A 16,023-nucleotide genomic window follows, 5' to 3' on the forward strand; every position below is an offset into this window, starting at 1 on the left:
ATAGCGTTCTACAACCACGACCGTTTCCAGAAACGACTAAACGGCCTGAGCCCTGTCGAATACAGGTCTCAAGCCGCCTAGGTTGGTTTTCATTATTTACACTGTCTACTTGACGGGGAGCAGTTCACATCCTCAGGCTCGTTTATGTCTGCTGGTCGAATAGTCCAGAAAAGTTCGAGTCGACGTCCTCGTACGGGTCGACGTACGACTTGACCGTCTTCCGTTCTTGCCGCGTCGTCCCGAGCGTCATCCCGAGTCGTTGATGCTCGGCTTCGATCAAGCGGGCGATCTTTTGACTGTCGTCAACGAGCTGACGGATGACTGTCTGATCGGCCGCTTTTAAGTCGGGCCCGTGTGCCGACAGCAGTTGTTCACGGTCGTCGAGCAGTTCATGGATCTGATCCATCCACGTGTCGTACGTCGGCTCTTCTGGCACTTGCGCCAGCAAGTCTTTCAGCCGTTGCGTTTTGAGAATGATCTCATCAATCGGTCTCATCCTTGCTTCGCGAGTTTCATCGCTTCCTTCCACGTATCGCGGAGTTCGGTCGTGAAGTCGAGCACCTCATCTAGAATCGTCGTGTCGTTCTTGACGTTCGCGTCGACGAGACGGCGCCACAAATATTCGTAGAGCGAGTCCAAGTTCGCCGAGATGGCGATGTCTTTATTGAGCGTCAGACGAAGCTCTTGGAAGATGGCTTGCGTCTTTTGGATATTCGTGTTTTTCAAATCAGGATTTCCTTGCTCGAGCGCGAGTTTGGCGAGACGCGTGAACTTGAGCGCCCCGTCATACAGCATGAGCGTCAGTTCCTGTGGGTTCGCAGTCGTGACCGCGTTGTTTTGGTATGCTGCATATGGATTGGCTACCATTTAAATTCCTCCTCTTACATTCCGCCGCCTAGAAACTGTTGCAGTGATGCCGCTTGTGAGTTCGCTTGGTTCATCGCCGTCTCCATCGCCGTGAAGCGACGGTAGTAGGCGTTTTCTTTATTGACGAGTAAATCGTTTAAGCGCTTGATGCGCGCATCGATGGCTGTCATTTCTTTCCCCATCGAGTGGGACTGTGATCCGGATCCGTCAACGCCGGCGATGCGACTGATTGTTTCCCGAGAAGCGGCTGCCGCGTCACGAAGTTGCGGAAGTAGTCCGGTTTCAGCATTTGTGAACAGTTTGTACACTTGCTCAGGGTCTTTTTCAATCGCGGCTTTCAGCTTCTCTTCATTGAGTTCGATTTTACCGCCACTCGATACATCTTTACCTGTCGACAGACCGATTTGAAACAAAAAATCCATTTCTTTATCAGCCGTCGCTGATGTCGTACTCGACCATCTGCTACGAAGCGTGTCCATCGTGCCACGAAGAATATTATCACCTCGTAACATCCCGCTCATCGCTTTTTCTTCCCATTTCTTGATTTCATCCTCAGACAGTTCATCTCGCTGGGCTTTTGTGAGCGGTGTAAATGTGCGGAACTTATCTTCACGGACCTTCTTATTCATCAGGTCAATCGTTTCATTATATTTATCGACAAACCCTTTAATATTGTCAAAGACTTTTTGCGTGTCAGTGGCGGCAGAAAGCGTTACAGGTCCTGCTGTCGGGTTTTGTGGAGTTGGAAACTCCGCTTTTAGCGTAATAGTCATGTTATCGATGGTAGTCGTATTCGATGAGCGTGTGACTTCAATACCGTTAATAGTAAATTTAGCATCCGTTCCAGTCGGTGCATCACTCATGTTTAACGCACTACGTGATTCCGCATCAAAATCAATGGTTGCAGCTTGGCCCGTTTCTTTAGTAGAAATGGATAGTTTTCCACTAACCGGTTCAAAAAATGCAGAAAGACCCGTATCTTTTCCATTTATCTGATTTAGCAAATCCTGTACTGTCGCGTCAGCGGCGAGGTCAATTTTTTTCATTGGACCTGTCGTAGATGATCTAAATCTGAATTCATAGGCTGTACCTTGTGTGTATTCGGCGACCACACCTTCAGGAATAATGCCGTCAGCATACTTCGTCGTATTAGTTGCCGTCAGTTTTCCAGTTGCTGAATCATACTCGAAATCAGCATTTACTAATGGGTCCCCATTTTCATCTTTTAACACTACATCGTTGAAATTCAAACCAGTCGCTAGCACCATTTCTTTTCCATCTGCATTTTGATGTACACGTTTTTGACCTGCTACTAGTCCTTTTAAATCAGAGATTTTGGTGGAAGTGCTAATTTGCTGATCGTTCTTATCAAGCGGCCTTACAACTGTTGAAGCAGATGTAGCAAGTTGATCCACAGAATCAATTCGAATCGCCGCATTCCCACTTGATGGTCCAGCAACGACAGAAACACGAGCGTCATCGGATGAAGTTGCCGTTTTCGCATAATAGTTACGTGTGAAAATCAAATCTACTGCACTGTTACGAAGTGACATAAGTGAACGATTGATTTCACGATAAGCATCACGTTTCCACTCAGTCGTTTGCTTCTTTTGCTCTAATTTATCAACTGGTGCTCGTTCGACTTGCATTAACTGCTTAATAATTGTGTCTGTATCAATTCCACTGGCGAGTCCGCCAAATCGGATTGGGGTAGTCATAGTCTGCCTCCTTTAAACGCGTTCATCGAATAAATGATTAAACTCCATGAACGCAGCGAAGAAGTCGAGTGACTTCTTACTTGGAATCTCGCGGATGACTTCGTTGTTCGTATCCACGATTTGAATATAGTAGTCGTTCAATTTTTCGTGCTTCATAAACTTTAAGCCAGTACGCTGTTGTTCTAAAGCTTGGTTCGCCTTCTCGACGGCCGCTTCTAACTTCGTGACGTGTTGAGGCGTCGGAAGAATGACGATGCCTTCGTCGGCGAGACGAGCATGGTTCGCTTCGACGAACACGTTTTTCGTTTGTTCATACGGCAATACAGAAGATGGTAGGTGAAGCCGGACTTCAGAGATGGTCGGGTTCATAAGCTTCTGCTCCTCTTACAATTGTTCTCATGGACTATATCGGTTTATCTTTACGTTTTTTTCAGTCTTTAATGGAAAGAGTCTTCATTCTTCGACTCCAAATAAACTAATTGTTGTTTCATTTCTTGAAACGAACGGTCAAGTGTCAGGCGTTTTGATTGATCGACTTTAAGCGCTTCAATCGCAAGCATTCGCATCGCGTATAATATCTCTTCTTTTTGCTCAAGCAATTGTTGATTGGCTTTAACCTTTTCTAATAATTGAATAGCTTCTTCTCGATTCATAAACCTTCACCCTCTCTCTTTTTCTATATCGGTCAAAGGGATAAAAGTTGTAGGAACGGGGAAAAAGTTGGTGAGATTAATTGCAAAGGGGCGAGTATCGTGAAGTGGGATGATTTAACTATGTTTGAGAAGAGTTTATTGTTAGGTACGTTGCTTGGAGATGGGACGATTGCTCGTACAAAAGCAAAACAGATCCCAAAGAAGGGATTACAGTACCGTGAACATTTTCCGGTGAAACAAATGGAATATCGGGAATGGAAGTTAAAAGTCGCACCTCGCATCTTTAGCGGCATTAAAATCCGATCTACCGGTACGAGCGCTGAACTGTATTCAGAGAGAGACGAACTGTTCACATGGCTCTGGGAGCAGTGTTACATCGATCGTAAAAAACATATTCCCGTTCATTTGCTAGAAGACTGTACTCATCCTGTCTTCTTACTCGCGCTTTATTTAGATGATGGGAGTCTGTCGCTGACCAAATCAACTCGCTCTAAATTAAATCAGGTCATCATCACCCCTCACATTTACTTATACTTACAAGCATTCTATCCAGAAGAATTAGAGAAGCTGAGCGAATTTATTGCTCGGACGTTTAATCATCATTTTGTCTTGAGTCGTCGGTCTGACGGGCACTTCTTTACACTCCGCATACAAAAGACAGAAGAGGCAATCCGGTTCTTAAATGCCTTCTCACCTTATGCTTATGCGCTTCCATCAATGCGAAAGAAATTAGATTGGGACTATCGACTAAAGTTAGAACGAGAGAATCACCCCGACATGAACGTCATTTCCTCCAAAGCAAAACATGATTATACGGAAGATGAAATCGAGTTTATTATTCAAGCGAAACAAGAAGGAATGACCGATGCCAACATCGCGAAGGAATTGAATCGATCATATTGGTCGGTCGTCTATAAGTGGCAAGATATTAAAAAGAATCATTTGAAAGAGGAAGCTTCAATCTACGTTTACTAAACACAAAGACCCGTCCCTCGATAAGCGAGAGACGGGTTTCATTATGCTAATTGTACTTTGTGAGTACTGATTAAAAAGTTGAAGAAAAATCTTAACGAAGAAGTTGAAGAACCGCTTGCGGCTGCTGATTTGCCTGTGACATCATAGCTTGTGCAGCTTGGTTAAGAATGTTGTTCTTCGTGAAGTTCATCATTTCTTTCGCCATGTCAACGTCACGGATACGTGATTCAGCTGCTTGGAGGTTTTCAGCAGAAGTGCTCAAGTTATTGATTGTGTGCTCGAGACGGTTTTGGAACGAACCAAGGTTAGAACGTTGAGCAGATACTGTTTCAATCGCTTTGTTGATTACTTCAACTGCCGAAGAAGCTTTAGCAGCTGTAGAAACATCTAGCGCCGCTTCCTTCACTTGATTATCCGTACCATCAGTAACTACTGATCCAGCTGTAAAACCTTCTGCCCCTGCTTTACCAGTGATTCCGAGTGCTTCAGAACGCATGTCAGCAATTTCAATCGTCATTGACTGACCTTTGTTCGCTCCTACTTGGAATGAAGCTTCAAAGTTTTTGTTAATGCCGCCATCAGCGAATTCCACTGATGCTTTTGCTCCTGTTTCAACAGAACTAATGACCAAGTTGTCGTTCGCAGTCGCACGAGCTAAAGTAACATCCTTAAATTTCCCATCAGTTTGTGCTACGATGGCATTTACGATATCAGCTTCACTTGCCGCACCACCAACATCTACACCAATCGCTTTACCAGAGTATGCGCCTTTAGAAGCATCATAGAACTCAACTTGTTGATCGCCAATTGTTAATCCTTTTCCAATCAAATCTGCTGCAGTAGTACCAGCTAAGTCAATAGATTTTGTAGCAGAAGTTGCTGCTACTGTCGAGCCTGTAACTACAGTGCTGTCTTCATCGTATGCTACAGTGTTCATAGTTGTAGTCACTGCCGTGTCGTCACTTGCGGTAATAGCCATGCTACCTTTAGAACCTTCGTATTCTCCACCTTTCACAGCTTCGATTGTCACGTTCCCACCAGTGATAGAAACCTTATAGTTATCTTTCAACTGAGCATCGTTATCGATGAAAGTTTGTAATTCTTTTGCTAATGATTCAGAAACATTAACATCAGACACGGTATTCGCTGCACCACCTAAATCGATAGTAACACCTGATGCCGTGCGAGCCGATGCATCACCAGCCGCAGCTGTTCCGCCTGCGTCACCAAAAGTAACAGTAAATGACTTACCGTTTAAGTTCACTGCAAGTGTGTGACCATCGGCAACGCCTGCACCTAAATCAATGACTGCTTTGACTTGGTTATTTACAACATCGGTTCCAGCTGTTTCAGTTGTGATTGTCGAAAAGTCAATGCCTGTTTTAGTAAGTACTTCTTTGCTTTGACCTTTTAAGAGACTCTGTGTGTTAAACTCCGTCGTGTTACCAACGCGGTTAATTTCAGAAGAAAGTTGGTTAATCTCTTTTTGAATTTCAGCACGGTCAACACCGACGTTTGTATCGTTTGACGCTTGAACTCCTAGTTCACGCATACGTTGAAGGATAGAGTGTGTTTCGTTCAATGCACCTTCAGCTGTTTGAATCATTGAGATCCCGTCTTGCGAGTTACGTGTCGCTTGATCAAGTCCGCGAATTTGCCCACGCATTTTTTCAGAGATTGCAAGACCAGCAGCATCGTCACCAGCACGGTTGATACGAAGACCTGAAGATAATTTCTCCATCGATTTTCCTGTTTGTGCTGTGTTGAATGACATGTTACGGTGTGCGTTCATCGAGTTAAGGTTGTGGTTAATAATCATTGTGATTTCCCTCCATAGGTTTGAGTTTTTTCCGCTCTTCCAAATCCATTTGTCCGAGCATACAAGGTTTAGGCCGGCCCCTCACCTTGTATTAGTTGGAACGTTTTTGCGTTTCCATACTCTATATCGGAACTTAACTGCTGATGTTTAGCACTGTTTTTAATTTTTATTGATTTTTCAGCCAATCGATCACACGATCTTGGCTAAGCTTGCTTCCACCGTCCTTTACACGGCTGATTCGTTCCACCACACACCCCGAACCTTCGTTTCGGACATAAATCCGCCCGGGTAACCCGATATTGAATCCCCACTCACATTCATAATAATTTTGGTCTTTTGTTTTCACGACATTGCGACGATATTTGGGTTTCCCCATCCGATAAGCAATCTCCATTTCAATTAGTCCCACTTCTAAACTCATTCGTTCACTAGGATCTTTTAATTGCCGGTAATCTTTATAAAATGTATTAGAGAGTTTGACATATTGAAAAACTTTGTCAAAACCACGCTCCATTCTCTGCTCTAAGTCCATTTTCTTCTTCAATTCACTTGTCGTCGCTTCTCGTTCAAAGAATGTATTGGTTCGCTGCGTTACTAATTTTTCATACTCAATCTGCAATCGTTCCCGCTCATTCAACTCTTCGTTTAACCAATTCTCAAGCTCTTGCATTTCTGCTCTTTGCAAGCTAGTTGCTATTCGCTCATCTTCTAGCTGAGTCATATATGTATTCATCTCATCTTTGTACTTTGTTAATAGACCGTATAATTGCTCACGTTCCGAAACGACTTTCTCATAATCTCCCTTCATGATTTCTATGTTTTGAAGATACTGACTCGCCCGTGCTTTTTCCTGCACAAGTAGTTCCTCAAATTTTTGATTTTTATTATTTTCTTGATTCATTTCACGATCGATTTCTTCTGTCCGTTCCGTCACTTGAAATAGTTGATCAGTCAACGTCTTAATGAGGTGTTCGTAATGACGAACCGTATTTTCACTTGCCGCTTCTTCAAGTTTTTCTTTGTACGTTTGAAGCAGTTTAGTCGTTCGCTGTTGCTCTTTCTGAACTTTCAGTCGTTCTTCTTGCAACTCTATTAACATGGCTTTCGATTGATTTAAGCGATATTGTGTTTCGCTAATCGCCTTTTCAGATTGCTGTAGCGTATCTTCCAATCTTTGCACTGCGATGTTCTTTTCATCTAATTGCTTTTGCTGGGCCTGAACATGACGAAGTAGTTTCCCTACCACCTCATTCTTCTCTTTCAAAGCTTTCGCAAGATCATTCGTTTGTTGTTGGCTTGTATTCGATTCTCTAGCTTTCAACTTTTCTTGTAACGTTTGAATCGTTTTTTGATTCAACTGTTCTTTCTTTTTCAAAGATTCCAAAAGGCGATTTTGCTTTTCAATCGTTTGACTTTGTTCAATCCATTTATCTTTCAGCTCAGTACCTTTTTCGTCCAAATGGTCCACCCATTTATCAATAAATCGAGTCGTTTCTTTTGTATACCTTTCAATTTTATCTTTCCATGTATCTACAGATTGATTCACTCCACATCACTCACCCTTTTATCAATTAACAATTATTTCAATTCATTTTATCTTAACAAAGGTTTCCGTAATTACTTTTTTACAGTATTTAGGTAAACGTTTCACTTAATCAAACAGAAAAAACGACCCATCACTGGGTCGCTCCTCCTCACTTCACAGCTGTTCTCGCTTCATCCACAAACTTTGTCCCCGTCTTTCCACGAATCGCCTCATCCGCTCGCTCGAGCGACGTAATGATTGCTTCACGCCCGAAACGTGACGTCACGAACGACAATGCCGCTTCCACTTTCTGGAGCATGCTACCGGGCGGGAACTGCCCGTCACGAATGTGCATCCGCGCTTCTTCCACCGACAACATATCAAGTCCACGTTGCGTCGGCTTCCCAAAGTCGACCGCGACTTGATCGACGGCCGTAAAGATGAATAAGATGTCGACGTCAAGTTCGCGTGCCAGCAGTTCACTCACCCGGTCTTTATCGATGACCGCATCGACCCCGACGAGTCGTCCCTCTTGTTCAATGACGGGAATGCCACCTCCACCGCCAGCGATGACGATATGACCAGCCGTAACGAGCGTCCGAATCACTTCGATTTCCACAACCTCCATCGGTTCAGGCGATGGGATGACGCGTCGGTACCCACGTCCAGCATCCTCGACAAAGACCATTCCTCGTTTCTCAAACCGACCTGCTTCATCTTTCGAATAAAACTGCCCGATCGGCTTCGTTGGATTGGAGAAGGCGGGATCTTCTGCGGCGACGACGGTCTGCGTCACAATCGAGGCGACTGCTTTGTCGATATTTCGCTGACGTAACTCTTCACGAAGCGCTTGCTGCAAATGATACCCGATGTACCCTTGGCTCATCGCCACGGCTTCCGCCATCGGCACGTCCGGAAGATGATCAGCTTCGTCGAACGCCTGATGAATCATCCCGACTTGAGGACCGTTCCCGTGCGCGACGATGACCCCGTGCCCCGCTTCAATCAAATCGACGATTGAGCGCGCCGCTTCCCGGACCAGTTCAAGCTGCTCGGCCGGGTTGTTACCGAGCGCGTTCCCACCTAATGCAATTAGTACGTTAGACATGGCTGACCTCCTCTGAATAGGCTTTCAACGCTTTTATGAAACAATCGAGCGGTGGATGGACGATGCCGGCCCCGACTTGACCGATTCCAGCCTCACGGTGTGCCATCCCGGTATTGATGACTTTTCGAACGTCAATCTAGAATGTTTCGATAATGACAGTTTCGCCAAAATCCGTTGCCGCGTCTTCTTCTATAATAGTCTAGCAAAAGTAGTCCTTAGACAGTCCTGCGACATAGTTCACCGGTTCTGTGAACCAACCGTCGATACCACTCACGCAAATACCGAAGTCGACACCGTTTTGAGCTCTCGTATGAAGTACTTAGGCGATTAATGTACGAGAATCGATTAGTCACATAAATTTTGATTCCCTTCAATCGTTTACCTATTTTTGAAATGTTTCCTTTCATTCCCTTCCTGATTTTATCTATACTTGGTTCGAGCCATCTATATATCACTCTAAAAACCAAGGAGGAAAACCATTGAATAAACGAAGTAAACGCTTGAGTACAGCTATTTTTCTAACTGGCGCACTCTTCGCCACTACGTACACTCAAGACGTACACGCCGCATCGAAAACAGCTATTGTCGATACATCTATTTTGAATGTTCGACAATCTTCCTCTACAACATCTCCGATTGTCGGAAAGTTGACAAAAGGAAAAACAGTCTCCATTTTAAGCTTGAAAGGCTCTTGGGCCGAAATCAATTATAAGGGAACTAAGCGTTACGTTTCTTCCACATACTTGAAAATGACAGCTGCGGCGCCAGCGACCTCAAATAAAATCGAACAAACGTATACAGTGACAGAAAACTTGAACTTGCGTAAGTCCGCCAGTCTAAAGGCGAGCGTATTAGTGACGATTCCTAAGAATAAAGAGGTCCAGTATCTCTCGAAGTCCGGAAATTGGTATCGCGTGAAGTACGGGGCAAAAACAGGATACGTATCTGCCAAATACGTGAAGGTACAAAACACAGTCATTAAAAATGCGGCTTCTACCATCTCAAAAACTGCCACACCATCAAATTCCACGCAAAAAGTCTATACAACGACAGTAAATTTGAATATGCGAACAAAAGCTTCGACGTCTGGTGGATATATGATGACGATTCCTAAAAATAAAGAGGTCCAGTATCTCTCGAAGTCTGGGAATTGGTATCGCGTGAAGTATGGGGCAAAAACAGGGTACGTATCTGCCACCTATATCAAAGTGACTAATAAAGTAGTGAATCCAGTCACGGTAAAGCCGGCCGCACCGAAACCGACATCTAAACCCACGGTTGCCGCGCCAACAAAAACGACCGTATATAAAACGAAAGAAAATCTCAATTTACGCAGTTCGGGATCACTTTCAAGTAAAGTGCTCGTTACTATCCCAAAAAATAAAGAAGTCCAGTATATCTCGAAGTCTGGGAATTGGTATCGTGTGAAGTATGGAGCAAAAACAGGATATGTGTCCGCCAGTTATATCACGGTGACCACTAAAACTGTTAGTCCTGTGACACCAAAACCAGCTACTCCAAAACCGAAACCACCGGCCACAACGCCAGCAAAAACAATAACATACAAAACAAAAGAAAACCTCAATTTACGTAGTGCTGCATCGTGGTCTGGGAAAGTACTCTTCACCATTCCGAAAAATAAAGAGGTGACTTATGTATCTAAGTCTGGCAGTTGGTATCGTGTCACATACAACGGGAAAACTGGATATGTCGCAAGTAACTACTTAACACAAGTCAAACCGACAACTGTAAAACCGGTAACTCCAACTGCTAAAAAATATTATTATACGACGGTTAATTTAAACTTGCGTGATAAAAACTCTTTGAGCGGAAAAGTAATAGCGACACTTTTAACGAACAAACAAGTCGAATTTATTTCTGCCCATGGCGATTGGTATAAGGTGAAGTACGAAGGGAAAATTGGTTACGTATCTAAAAAGTATTTGACTGAGAAAACACCTACCTCAACAACCAAACCAGTTCAAGCGGACGAAGACTATTCGATTGAATATGAAGCTGTCGTCACAGCCATGCCGAGCTTAAATGTTCGAAGCACTCCGCAAGTTACAACTTCAAATCAAATTGGAACTGTACTGTTCAACCAAATCATCGGAGTTATTGAGCACGTGAATGACTCATGGGTTAAAATCGAGTTTGCGCTAGGCGATAAATTGATCCCTGCTTACGTGAGCAGTTCTTACATCAAACCATATACAGGACCAACCGTACCGGAAACAATTCCAGGCACGAAAAATGTCGTCTTAAACTACAGCGACTATAACTTAAAGTTGACGGATATGGTTCAAATTCAAAAAAACGTAAACGCACAAACGGATAAATATCGCGGATCCGCCGCCTATGTGTCTAAAGAATACATCCAGTTGATTGAAGGCACTCAAAATGGAAGAGTCTCTACGAACGCCTTGAACGTACGTGCAGATTCGACAACAAATTCACACGTATATGGCGTACTAAACGAGAATAGTATTGTCTCGATTCTAGGTGAGAAGGATAATTTTTACTTAATCTCATACACGCGTAAATCAGGAGAATCAGAACGAGTCTTCGATAACACATGGCGATTAGCAATGGAATCTGACATTATGAATCAAGTAGATCCTCGTCTCGTCAAGTTCGAGACAGCTCTCGACTCTCCTCGTGAATCGTTCCAGTATTTAGACTTGTCTAAATCATCTAACGTCTCTGCTACCATCTTAAACAAAGCACTTCAAGGAAAAGGAATTTTGTCTGGCCAAGCTCAAGCTTTCATCGATGCTGGAAAAACATTTAACATCAACGAAATTTATTTAATGTCACATGCATTCCTTGAAACTGGAAACGGAACGTCCACACTAGCTTCGGGTGTATGGGTCGATACGAACGGAAATTTGAGCACATCAACTAGCACACGTCATAAGCTCGTCTATAACATGTATGGAATCGGTGCAACAGACGCCAACCCTACGGCTGGTGGCGCTAAACATGCGTTCGATAACGGATGGTTCACTCCTGCGGCATCTATTTATGGCGGAGGTCAGTGGATCAGTCAACGTTATGTAAACAATACGCGTCAACAGAACACACTTTATAAAATGCGTTTCAATCCAGCTAAACCTGGAACCTATCAATATGCTACGGACATTGAATGGGCATACAAACAAACGTTTAAAATTCATGAGATTTATAAACAGCTTGAGGAATATACAGTAGAATTCGATATCCCACGCTTTATTTATTAATCAAATTTAACGTTTAAAGAAGGAGATATGATTGTCTCCTTCTTTTTTCTTTTCATTACTAAAACTGTTTTTCAATGAACCACACAATAAAACAGAGGATTGTTATCTCTATTTGGATAACAGTCCTCTGTTTTAAATTGTTTTAAATTTCCGATAATCTTTCTAACAAATATTTGATTCGAACAAACAATATTGAATTAATTATTCGACACTTTAACCATCTCCGTCTCGTTCTGCAAACTCTCCGCGACACGGACGAGCTCCGTCATCGCACCGTTCACTTCACCAAGGCTTGCCGCCTGTTGGCTCGCCGCCGACGTGACTTCCGTCGCGTAGCGTGACGCCTCTTCGACCATGCCAACGATGCCGGCCGAGTTTGTGACGACCGAATCGATCTGTCCACGTGACTCATCAAGCAATGCATCGACTGAATGGACGTGGCTGTACACTTCGTTCGCCGAACTGTGGATCGTCGCGAACGCGCCGCCTGCTTTCTCGACAAGCCCGACACCCGTCTCGACTTCCGCTTTCACGTTTGCCATCGATGACGACGTGTCGCCAACCAAACGTTTGACGTCGACGATCAAATCGGTGATCTCTTGCGTTGAGTTCGCCGTCTGCTCGGCGAGCTTTTTGACTTCGGCTGCGACGACCGCGAAACCGCGTCCGTGCTCACCGGCCCGTGCCGCCTCGATCGACGCGTTAAGTGCGAGCAAGTTCGTCTGTGCCGAGATGTCGCTGATGACGTCCGTGATGCGTGAGATCTCACCTGTCTTCTCCGTCAATTGACTATTGAGTGTCGACGACTGTTCGACTTTCCCAGCGATCGCATGCATCGCATCGACCGACGACGAGGCCAAACCTTTCCCGCTCTCGGCTTCTTGTTGCATCTCGCTCGCCGATTCGAGCGCCGAGCCCATCTCTTTACGGATGTTCTCCATCGTCCGGGCGACGGCACCGAGCAGGTCCATCGAGCTGTAAGTCGCGCTGACGTTATCTTCAAGCATCTTGTTCAAGGCGTTCATCGCCGAACGGATGCTTTCGCCGGCCGTGTTGCCTTCTTGGACCGCTGCCGCGATCTCTTGCGCAGAACCCGTCAATTGGTCCGCCGTATAGCGCATGTTCGTCCCTTGTTCCCGCAGGTGTTCGACCATGTTGTCCATCGACAGAAGCAGACGTCCCATCTCCGAGCGGTCGCTCGTCGTCTCACTCGCGAACACGACCGTCAAGTCGCCGTTGCCGACCTCGACCGCCTTGTCTGACGCTAACTCAATCGCTTTAAGCGGGCGACGGGCGATCAAGTAAATGACGACCCCACCTAGTACTGAAATGAGCAAGGCCACAGCCGTCCCGACGAGCATGACCTGACCTTTAGCTAGTTCGAGCTCAGTTAATTGAAGCGTGATGAACCCAACCGCCCCGCCTGTAATGAACGATGTGACCAAGATCCAAGCGAGCAGTTGAGTCGTAAAGTTTTTAAATACTTTCACTATGAGTTCCTCCTCTGTGTAATTCATCACCTACTATATCGTCCACTTGGAAGCTTTTGTATAGCGTTTTCACTTGAAGTTTTGGTCAATGAAAAAAACGCCCTCGAATTCGAGAGCGTCCGTTAAAACCGGTCGTCTTCTTTTATCACATGTGTCCGTTCACGGGTCGTCGTGAGCGCATCGATCGCAAGCGCGATCGCCGCCACCCAGTGCAAGAACATACCAAGGAACGGAATAAAGCCGAGCACCGACGCCGTGATCCCGACGATCGGGCCGAACGAGACTTTGTTCAGCCGCGATACCGACAGGATCAACACGACGATGTGAAACACGAGCATGAATCCGAGCGGTGAATACCCCATACTGATGATGAACAGCCCACCGAGCACCGGGATGCCGAGCAACGCCTCGAAGGCGGCGCCTAACCATTTTAAATTCCGAACCATTTTCTCACCTCACAGTTCTAACAAGTAAAACTCATAGCCGCCGTTTTCTGCGAATCCGGCCCGCTTGTAGATTTCGAGCGCGGCCTTGTTTTCGGTCTCGACGTCGAGTTCGAGCTTCGTGCGTCCCATGCGGAACAGTTGTTGGACCATCTGCTTCAACATCTTCGTGCCGTAGCCCTGACCCTGATCGCTCGCCCGCACGCCGAACGCGTGGATGCTCGCGGCATCGTCACCTGACAATAGCGCGCGGATGACACCGACGGGACGCCCTTCAACTTCACCGATGTACGTCACGCGGTCCGGCGTGTCGATTTGGCTGTAGATGTTCTCGGTCACATCGACCGGGTCACCGAACGCCTCACTGAGCGTCTCGATGATGACGGGACGGTCGGCATCGGTCGCCTCACGGAGCGACACTTCGTTCGGTTTCAAGAACAGCTCGGCCTTCTTCAAGACGAGGTTGTACTCCGAGAACTGATACGCCGCTTGAATGTGGTCGACGACTGCCTTGCCCGACTCCGACTTGCGGTCGATGACGAACGTGAACGCCTCGCAACCGTTCTCTTTCGCGTCGCGTTTCGCCGCATCTAAGAGCGCCGTGAAGACGCCTTGCTTGCGGTAGTCCGGATGGACGAGCGCGTTGACCTCATACTCGTTCGGGAGATACGGGAACAACATCAAATAACCGATCAACTGTTCACCGTCATAGACGGCGTAGTCGTTCTGTCCGACCGCGACGTGACCGATTTTCACGTCGATCGCGTCATGCGCGTTGACCGCTCCTTCGAGCGCTAAAACCTGTTCTGCCTGTCTTGCTTCTTCTACTGTCCAATTCATACGAATCACCTCAACTGTATTGTAGCATAATCGAAAAAGCCCGCCGAAGCGGGCTGACTCATAACGTGCGGAACTCGAGCTCTGGGAGCGTCTCAAGCAGCTCCGCGATCTCATCCGTATGCGCCTCAGCGCCTGGGACGGCCTCGGTCGGTTCGACCCAGAAGAACGTCTTGTCGCTCGCGCCGAGATAGTTGCCGTAACCGATTTCGGTCGCGAACGCCTCTTCCGAGAGCTCACGGTCGATCAAGTCAAGGTGGAACAACAGTTGGTCGTCCCCCTCCTCGACATTATAGTAGAGGTCGAACGTGCCGTAGCTATTTTTATCGCCGATATCGACGACGTCTTGTGCTTTTTCGATATAGACGTCACCGCGCTCGATCGCCTCGGCGATCTTCGACGGGAGAATGATCTCGTAGCCGAGGTCGCGGTCACGGATCGTCTGTGACGTATCATCGGTCCGTCCGCGTGACGAGACGACACCGACCGTTGCGACGAGGGCACCGGTCACGCCAAGCGCGACGGCCCATTTTACTGTTTTATTCATGTTGAACTCACTCCTCTTTGATGACTGCCATGAGACGATTATCGCACAAATTAACGTCAAATCATTAAATATTCTGAAAAAACTTTTTAGGATGCGTTGACGCCCGTCCGCCAATCCCATACGATAAAGATATCGTATTAGAGAAAAGAGGAACTGACATGTCAAACGAATCCCAATTGTCGCGCGCACAGCTCGACGCGCTCTTAAAAAACGTCTTCGCCCTGCAAATCCCGGTCATCGAAAAGTTCATGACGGATCTGTTTAAAAAATACGTCTCGACGGCGTCCACGTTCAAGCAAGACATGGACACGATGAAAGCGAGCGAGTGGCACCAACAATTCTTCGGTCAGAAGGCGATGCCGCACTTGTTCATCGAGAACCTTGGCTTCGGTGCTTCGTTCCGTCACCAGGAACAAGAAAAAGTCGTCAAGATCCCGGATAACATGACGGTCGTCAAACCGGACTCAGACAACCAGATCGAAGAGATTCTCCAAAACCTCGACAAGACGCTCGCGTCGATGGAAGTCAAAAACAAAGGACTCGTCAAAAAGTTCTATAAAGAAACGCTCGAACTCATCTGTCAGCTCGGCAGCCGTACCGGCATGATGGACGAGTTTTATGAGCAGGTCAAAGGCAGTTTGACGAAATCTTGATAAAACATCCACGTCCGCGGACGAGGGCACTGAAAAACCTCCGCTCTATCCGAGCGTGAACAGAAAAAAGGGCGATTGGACCGACTCAAGTCGGGACAATCGCTCTTTTTCCTTGCCCTTATCCTGTTTTTTCTTTTGAGAGGGTGATG

Annotated in this window: 16 protein-coding genes; 4 read left to right on the forward strand and 12 right to left on the reverse strand. The window is 46.1% G+C overall.

What is annotated here, in order from left to right:
- Nucleotides 1-81 (forward strand): IS3 family transposase (locus EVJ28_RS14390; protein WP_131488762.1); only part of this gene is annotated, 81 nt, incomplete at its 5' end.
- A 61-nt stretch (nt 82-142) separates the two neighbouring features.
- Here EVJ28_RS14390 and EVJ28_RS13685 read toward each other — a convergent pair.
- From EVJ28_RS13685 to EVJ28_RS13705, 5 genes are all read right to left on the reverse strand, one after another.
- A complete protein-coding gene (locus EVJ28_RS13685; RefSeq protein ID WP_131489305.1) occupies nt 143-496 on the reverse strand; it encodes a flagellar protein FliT in 354 nt (117 codons plus the stop codon).
- Nucleotides 493-867 carry a flagellar export chaperone FliS gene (gene fliS, locus EVJ28_RS13690; protein ID WP_114165847.1) on the reverse strand — a complete coding sequence of 125 codons (375 nt, stop codon included), beginning with the start codon at nt 865-867 and terminating at the stop codon, nt 493-495. The genes EVJ28_RS13685 and fliS overlap by 4 nt, the downstream gene beginning before the upstream one ends.
- Nucleotides 868-881: 14 nt before the next feature.
- The gene (gene fliD, locus EVJ28_RS13695; protein WP_131489308.1) at nt 882-2,585 is read right to left on the reverse strand and encodes a flagellar filament capping protein FliD; all 1,704 of its coding nucleotides are present in this window, start codon (nt 2,583-2,585) and stop codon (nt 882-884) included.
- 12 nt (nt 2,586-2,597) lie between these two features.
- Nucleotides 2,598-2,954 carry a flagellar protein FlaG gene (locus EVJ28_RS13700; RefSeq protein ID WP_131489310.1) on the reverse strand — a complete coding sequence of 119 codons (357 nt, stop codon included), beginning with the start codon at nt 2,952-2,954 and terminating at the stop codon, nt 2,598-2,600.
- Nucleotides 2,955-3,022: 68 nt separating this feature from the next.
- Nucleotides 3,023-3,238 carry a hypothetical protein gene (locus tag EVJ28_RS13705; protein ID WP_131489312.1) on the reverse strand — a complete coding sequence of 72 codons (216 nt, stop codon included), beginning with the start codon at nt 3,236-3,238 and terminating at the stop codon, nt 3,023-3,025.
- A 99-nt stretch (nt 3,239-3,337) separates the two neighbouring features.
- Between EVJ28_RS13705 and EVJ28_RS13710 the strand changes: the two genes are divergently transcribed.
- A complete protein-coding gene (locus tag EVJ28_RS13710; RefSeq protein ID WP_131489314.1) occupies nt 3,338-4,213 on the forward strand; it encodes a hypothetical protein in 876 nt (291 codons plus the stop codon).
- A gap of 91 nt (nt 4,214-4,304) precedes the next feature.
- Here EVJ28_RS13710 and EVJ28_RS13715 read toward each other — a convergent pair whose 3' ends face one another.
- The 3 genes from EVJ28_RS13715 to arcC form a co-directional block, all read right to left on the reverse strand.
- Nucleotides 4,305-6,032, reverse strand: coding sequence for a flagellin N-terminal helical domain-containing protein (locus EVJ28_RS13715; protein WP_131489316.1), 1,728 nt, complete (start codon nt 6,030-6,032; stop codon nt 4,305-4,307).
- A 166-nt stretch (nt 6,033-6,198) separates the two neighbouring features.
- The gene (locus EVJ28_RS13720; RefSeq protein ID WP_131489318.1) at nt 6,199-7,578 is read right to left on the reverse strand and encodes a coiled-coil domain-containing protein; all 1,380 of its coding nucleotides are present in this window, start codon (nt 7,576-7,578) and stop codon (nt 6,199-6,201) included.
- 148 nt (nt 7,579-7,726) lie between these two features.
- Nucleotides 7,727-8,665: a carbamate kinase gene (arcC, locus tag EVJ28_RS13725; protein WP_131489320.1), complete on the reverse strand. Its 939-nt coding sequence runs from the start codon at nt 8,663-8,665 to the stop codon at nt 7,727-7,729.
- A 479-nt stretch (nt 8,666-9,144) separates the two neighbouring features.
- Between arcC and EVJ28_RS13735 the strand changes: the two genes are divergently transcribed.
- The gene (locus EVJ28_RS13735; RefSeq protein WP_131489322.1) at nt 9,145-11,904 is read left to right on the forward strand and encodes an SH3 domain-containing protein; all 2,760 of its coding nucleotides are present in this window, start codon (nt 9,145-9,147) and stop codon (nt 11,902-11,904) included.
- 197 nt (nt 11,905-12,101) lie between these two features.
- Here EVJ28_RS13735 and EVJ28_RS13740 read toward each other — a convergent pair whose 3' ends face one another.
- The 4 genes from EVJ28_RS13740 to EVJ28_RS13755 all read right to left on the reverse strand — a co-directional run bounded on the left by EVJ28_RS13740 (nt 12,102) and on the right by EVJ28_RS13755 (nt 15,221).
- Complete coding sequence (locus EVJ28_RS13740; RefSeq protein WP_131489324.1) at nt 12,102-13,394, reverse strand: methyl-accepting chemotaxis protein; 1,293 nt, start codon at nt 13,392-13,394, stop codon at nt 12,102-12,104.
- A 122-nt stretch (nt 13,395-13,516) separates the two neighbouring features.
- The gene (locus EVJ28_RS13745; protein ID WP_131489326.1) at nt 13,517-13,840 is read right to left on the reverse strand and encodes a hypothetical protein; all 324 of its coding nucleotides are present in this window, start codon (nt 13,838-13,840) and stop codon (nt 13,517-13,519) included.
- 9 nt (nt 13,841-13,849) lie between these two features.
- Nucleotides 13,850-14,677 carry a GNAT family N-acetyltransferase gene (locus tag EVJ28_RS13750; RefSeq protein ID WP_131489328.1) on the reverse strand — a complete coding sequence of 276 codons (828 nt, stop codon included), beginning with the start codon at nt 14,675-14,677 and terminating at the stop codon, nt 13,850-13,852.
- A 58-nt stretch (nt 14,678-14,735) separates the two neighbouring features.
- A complete protein-coding gene (locus tag EVJ28_RS13755; protein ID WP_236634178.1) occupies nt 14,736-15,221 on the reverse strand; it encodes a hypothetical protein in 486 nt (161 codons plus the stop codon).
- Nucleotides 15,222-15,379: 158 nt separating this feature from the next.
- On the opposite strand from EVJ28_RS13755, the gene EVJ28_RS13760 reads away from it, so the two are divergent.
- Entirely contained in the window at nt 15,380-15,874 is a 495-nt protein-coding gene (locus EVJ28_RS13760; protein WP_016509305.1) for a hypothetical protein, read from the forward strand.
- Nucleotides 15,875-16,023 lie beyond the last annotated feature (149 nt).

The organism is Exiguobacterium sp. SH3S3 (assembly GCF_004337115.1).
Taxonomy (GTDB): Bacteria; Bacillota; Bacilli; order Exiguobacteriales; family Exiguobacteriaceae; genus Exiguobacterium; species Exiguobacterium aurantiacum_A.